Below are 5,838 nucleotides of genomic sequence, written 5' to 3'. Positions count from 1 at the left end.
GCTGCGGAGTGCGGCAAGACTGGGCCGGACGCTGCCAGGGGCCGCGCTTTGGTCGCCCTGTGCACGATGGTCGGGGCGCTGACGATGTCCCGGATGGTCAACGACCCCGCCCTGTCTGACGAGATCCTGCGCGAGGTGAAGGCGTCCCTGGCCCGCGCCTGACGCTGTCAGCGTGGAACGGTGCAGTGCCCGGAACGAGAACAGGCCCGATGCGTTGGCATCGGGCCTGTTGGTATCTGGTTGCGGGGACAGGATTTGAACCTGTGACCTTCAGGTTATGAGCCTGACGAGCTACCGGGCTGCTCCACCCCGCGGGGGTGGTGAGAGGAGCACTGCGTGGAGAATGCGAAAGGATGATCGAGTGGGCTTGGTGGACCTGGCAGCGACCTACTCTCCCGTGCCTTGAGACACAGTACCATTGGCGCTGAGGGGTTTCACGGCCGAGTTCGGGATGGGATCGGGTGCTGGGGCCCTCGCTATGGCCACCAGGTCGACAAAGCCCACTCGGGGCAAGACCAGACAGTCGCGCCATGAGGCGCTTCTGGTCGGTCTTGCGAAGATTTGCTGCAGGGAGACGGGTCGCGGCAGGGCGTTTGCCGCTGCGCGCGGTGGGAGGACTGGATCCTCCGACTGAGATCAAGCCGATCGAGCGATTAGTACCGGTTAGCTCAACGCATTGCTGCGCTTACACACCCGGCCTATCGACGTGGTCGTCTGCCACGGCTCTGATAGGGAATACTGGTTTTGAAGGGGGCTTCCCGCTTAGATGCTTTCAGCGGTTATCCCGTCCGCACATAGCTACCCGGCGATGCAACTGGCGTTACAACCGGTGCACCAGAGGTGCGTCCATCCCGGTCCTCTCGTACTAGGGACAGCTCTTCTCAATATTCCAACACCCACGGTAGATAGGGACCGAACTGTCTCACGACGTTCTGAACCCAGCTCACGTACCACTTTAAATGGCGAACAGCCATACCCTTGGGACCTGCTCCAGCCCCAGGATGTGATGAGCCGACATCGAGGTGCCAAACACCCCCGTCGATGTGGACTCTTGGGGGGTATCAGCCTGTTATCCCCGGCGTACCTTTTATCCGTTGAGCGATGGCCCTTCCACGCGGGACCACCGGATCACTATGGCCGACTTTCGTCTCTGCTCGAACCGTCGCTCTCGCAGTCAGGCGGGCTTATGCCATTGCACTCATCGAACGATTTCCGACCGTTCTGAGCCCACCATCGCGCGCCTCCGTTACTCTTTGGGAGGCGACCGCCCCAGTCAAACTACCCACCATGCAGGGTCCCGGCCCCGGATCACGGGGCTCGGTTAGACATCAAGAACAACAAGGGTGGTATTTCAAGGTTGGCTCCACCCAAGCTGGCGCCTGGGCTTCAAAGCCTCCCACCTATCCTACACATGTCATTCCTAATGCCACTGCAAAGCTATAGTAAAGGTGCACGGGGTCTTTCCGTCTAGCCGCGGGTACTCCGCATCTTCACGGAGAATTCAATTTCGCTGAGTCGATTGTGGAGACAGTGGGGAAGTCGTTACGCCATTCGTGCAGGTCGGAACTTACCCGACAAGGAATTTCGCTACCTTAGGACCGTTATAGTTACGGCCGCCGTTTACCGGGGCTTCAATTCAAGGCTTGCACCTCTCCTCTTAACCTTCCGGCACCGGGCAGGCGTCAGACCCTATACGTCGTCTTGTCGACTTCGCAGAGCCCTGTGTTTTTGTTAAACAGTCGCTACCCCCTGGTCTGTGCCCCCCATACCTGGTTGCCCAGATATGGGGCCCTCTTCTCCCGAAGTTACGAGGGCAATTTGCCGAGTTCCTTCACAATCGTTCTCTCAAGCGCCTTGGTATACTCTACCAGTCCACCTGTGTCGGTTTGGGGTACGGTCTATATGGCAGGGCTATTTCCTGGATGTCCTTCGCTGCACCCCCAATCCGATAAGGGGATACAACACACGGCCATCGTCACCTCTGCCAGGCCCAGGACTATTAACCTGGTTCCCATCGACTACGCTTTTCAGCCTCGCCTTAGGGGCCGGCTCACCCTGCGTGGATTAACCTTGCGCAGGAACCCTTGGACTTTCGGCGACAGTGTTTCTCGCACTGTTTGTCGCTACTCATGTCAGCATTCGCACTTCCGATACCTCCAGCACACCTCGCGGTGCACCTTCGCAGGCCTACGGAACGCTCCGCTACCGCGCTCGATTGCTCGAGCACCCACAGCTTCGGCACGTGGCTTGAGCCCCGTTACATCTTCGGCGCAGGACGGCTTGACCAGTGAGCTATTACGCTTTCTTTAAAGGATGGCTGCTTCTAAGCCAACCTCCTGGTTGTCGACGCTGTCCCACATCCTTTCCCACTTAGCCACGATTTGGGGGCCTTAGCTGGTGGTCTGGGTTGTTTCCCTCTTGACGATGGACGTTAGCACCCACCGTCTGTCTGCCGGACTGTACTCACGGGTATTCGGAGTTTGGTTAGGTTTGGTAGATCTCGCGATCCCCTAGCCCATCCAGTGCTCTACCCCCCGCGGTAATCATCCGACGCGCTACCTCAATAGCTTTCGCGGAGAACCAGCTATTTCCGAGTTTGATTGGCCTTTCACCCCTAGCCACAGCTCATCCCCGGCCTTTTCAACGGACGTGGGTTCGGTCCTCCAGCGGGTGTTACCCCGCCTTCAACCTGGCCATGGCTAGATCACCCGGTTTCGGGTCTAACGCGTGCAACTCTGACGCCCTATTCAGACTCGCTTTCGCTGCGCCTACACCTCTCGGCTTAAGCTCGCTGCACACGCTAAGTCGCTGACCCATTATACAAAAGGTACGCCGTCACGGGACAAGCCCGCTCCGACTGCTTGTAGGCATCCGGTTTCAGGTCTCTTTCACTCCCCTCGTCGGGGTGCTTTTCACCTTTCCCTCACGGTACTGGTGCACTATCGGTCACTGAGGAGTACTTAGGCTTGGAGGGTGGTCCCCCCATGTTCAGACAGGATTTCACGTGTCCCGCCCTACTCGAGGATCACATCCGGTTTACCCGTACGGGGCTATCACCCGCTATGGCCCGACTTTCCAGACGGTTCCGGTTATGTAGATGTGATCACTGGCCTGGTCCGCGTTCGCTCGCCACTACTAACGGAGTCTCGGTTGATGTCCTTTCCTCCGGGTACTGAGATGTTTCAGTTCCCCGGGTTCGCTTCCGTCACCTATGGATTCAGTGCCGGATACCGCTTGCGCGGTGGGTTTCCCCATTCGGAGATCTGCGGATCAAAGGGTGCTCGCCCCTCCCCGCAGCTTATCGCAGCGTGCCACGTCCTTCATCGCCTCTCAGTGCCAAGGCATCCACCAGATGCCCTTAAACGCTTGATCTCAGCTTCTTCTACAAGAGAAGCACCGCGCACAGAGGCAAGCACCCTACCGGGCCACTTGACCTGCCATACATCGACGCCTCTCCCCGCAGCCGGAACCACCTCTTGATCCATCCTCGACCAGCCGGAGCGAGAACTCCTTCGGTCAAAGACGGAGAGATCGTTCCGTCTTCGCATTCTCTTCACAATGTCCAATATCCGCGACCGCCGAAGCGATCTGCCGCAAACCCTGAGGCTTGCGATCCCATTCCTCCTCACGTTCCAGCTTTCTGCTCTCTATCCGTCTTCTCACACCGTGTCTTGGTGGAGGCGGACGGGATCGAACCGACGACCTCATGCTTGCAAAGCACGCGCTCTCCCAACTGAGCTACGCCCCCGGAAGACCTGTGATGGTGGGCCAGGGAGGATTTGAACCTCCGACCTCACGCTTATCAAGCGCGCGCTCTAACCAGCTGAGCTACTAGCCCGAAAGCAATTTCGATGACACGGACGGCCAACCGCCTCGCCGCCTGCAGCCAACCCAATCGGATCGGCGCCTGCTGCGCTGCTTCTGGCCAACCGGTCATCGGCTGGAACGGAGAAGGGATACGTGGCCGGCGGCTTTCAGCTTCGTTGCCGAAGCCTAGGCCCCCAATGTCGGGCATCCTTAGAAAGGAGGTGATCCAGCCGCAGGTTCCCCTACGGCTACCTTGTTACGACTTCACCCCAGTCGCTGATCTCACCGTGGCCGGCTGCCTCCATTGCTGGTTAGCGCACCGTCTTCGGGTAAAACCAACTCCCATGGTGTGACGGGCGGTGTGTACAAGGCCCGGGAACGTATTCACCGTGGCGTGCTGATCCACGATTACTAGCGATTCCAACTTCATGCACCCGAGTTGCAGAGTGCAATCCGAACTGAGACGGCTTTTGGGGATTAGCTCCAGGTCGCCCTTTCGCTGCCCATTGTCACCGCCATTGTAGCACGTGTGTAGCCCAACCCGTAAGGGCCATGAGGACTTGACGTCATCCCCGCCTTCCTCCGGCTTGTCACCGGCAGTATCTCCAGAGTGCCCAACTGAATGATGGCAACTGAAGAGGAGGGTTGCGCTCGTTGCGGGACTTAACCCAACATCTCACGACACGAGCTGACGACAGCCATGCAGCACCTGTGTGGAAGCCAGCCGAACTGAAGGACCCGATCTCTCAGGCCCATACTTCCCATGTCAAGGGTTGGTAAGGTTCTGCGCGTTGCTTCGAATTAAACCACATGCTCCACCGCTTGTGCGGGCCCCCGTCAATTCCTTTGAGTTTTAATCTTGCGACCGTACTCCCCAGGCGGTGTGCTTATCGCGTTAGCTGCGCCACCGAACAGCAAGCTGCCCAACGGCTAGCACACATCGTTTACGGCGTGGACTACCAGGGTATCTAATCCTGTTTGCTCCCCACGCTTTCGCGCCTCAGCGTCAATACCAAGCCAGGTGGCCGCCTTCGCCACTGGTGTTCTTCCCAATATCTACGAATTTCACCTCTACACTGGGAATTCCACCACCCTCTCTTGGATTCAAGCTCGCCCGTATCAAATGCAGTTCCCAGGTTGAGCCCGGGGCTTTCACATCTGACGCAACGAACCGCCTACGCGCCCTTTACGCCCAGTCATTCCGAACAACGCTTGCCCCCTTCGTATTACCGCGGCTGCTGGCACGAAGTTAGCCGGGGCTTCTTCTCCCACTACCGTCATCATCGTCGTGGGTGAAAGAGCTTTACAACCCGAAGGCCTTCATCACTCACGCGGCATGGCTGGATCAGGCTTGCGCCCATTGTCCAATATTCCCCACTGCTGCCTCCCGTAGGAGTCTGGGCCGTGTCTCAGTCCCAGTGTGGCTGGTCATCCTCTCAGACCAGCTACCGATCGTCGGCTTGGTGAGCCGTTACCTCACCAACTACCTAATCGGACGCGGGCCCCTCTTCCGGCGATAAATCTTTCACCCGGAGGTCGTATACGGTATTAGCCAAAGTTTCCCTTGGTTGTTCCGTACCAGAAGGTAGGTTCCCACGTGTTACTCACCCGTGCGCCGCTCCCCTTGCGGGGCGCTCGACTTGCATGTGTTAGGCCTGCCGCCAGCGTTCGTTCTGAGCCAGGATCAAACTCTCAGGTTCGACTTCAGATCCAGCCAGCCGAAGCCAACCAGACCCTACTATTGGAGCGCTCCACTCCGATCTTGCGACCGAAGCTGCACCTCTCACACCTGAGCCATCCTACCGAACCGGCTTGCACCGATCCGATACTCATAGCTCTACTAGCGTCCGAGATACCGCGCCCGCTTGTTTGTGCCTCCCACCAGAGACCACACCGCCGGCCGCGTATCCCTTCTCCACTCTCGTCCAACTTGTCCAAGATCCGTGGCTCACCACTCGATTTCCCGAGCTTCAGAGCCGCATCCGCCCGCCGCGCCTTCCCCCTTCAAGGGACGGCCCGCCAGGGCAGAGG

The 5,838-nt window shown here is 58.6% G+C and carries 3 tRNA genes and 3 rRNA genes; all 6 read right to left on the bottom strand.

Annotated features, from left to right (window positions below):
* Positions 1 to 237: 237 nt before the first annotated feature.
* The 6 genes from E9232_RS35755 to E9232_RS35730 all read right to left on the bottom strand — a co-directional run bounded on the left by E9232_RS35755 (position 238) and on the right by E9232_RS35730 (position 5,507).
* Positions 238 to 314, bottom strand: a tRNA-Met gene (locus E9232_RS35755).
* A 60-nt stretch (positions 315 to 374) separates the two neighbouring features.
* Positions 375 to 490 (bottom strand): 5S ribosomal RNA (rrf, locus tag E9232_RS35750).
* A gap of 142 nt (positions 491 to 632) precedes the next feature.
* Positions 633 to 3,372 (bottom strand): 23S ribosomal RNA (locus E9232_RS35745).
* 300 nt (positions 3,373 to 3,672) lie between these two features.
* Positions 3,673 to 3,748: transfer RNA gene (locus tag E9232_RS35740), tRNA-Ala, on the bottom strand.
* Positions 3,749 to 3,761: 13 nt separating this feature from the next.
* Positions 3,762 to 3,838 (bottom strand) — tRNA-Ile (locus E9232_RS35735).
* Between the two features lie 183 nt (positions 3,839 to 4,021).
* Positions 4,022 to 5,507: ribosomal RNA gene (locus tag E9232_RS35730) — 16S ribosomal RNA — on the bottom strand.
* The 16S, 23S and 5S rRNA genes sit together here with 3 tRNA genes alongside, the layout of an rRNA operon.
* Positions 5,508 to 5,838 lie beyond the last annotated feature (331 nt).

Source organism: Inquilinus ginsengisoli (assembly GCF_031453975.1).
GTDB lineage: Bacteria > Pseudomonadota > Alphaproteobacteria > DSM-16000 > Inquilinaceae > Inquilinus > Inquilinus ginsengisoli_A.
This window is presented reverse-complemented; position numbering and strand designations above follow the sequence as displayed.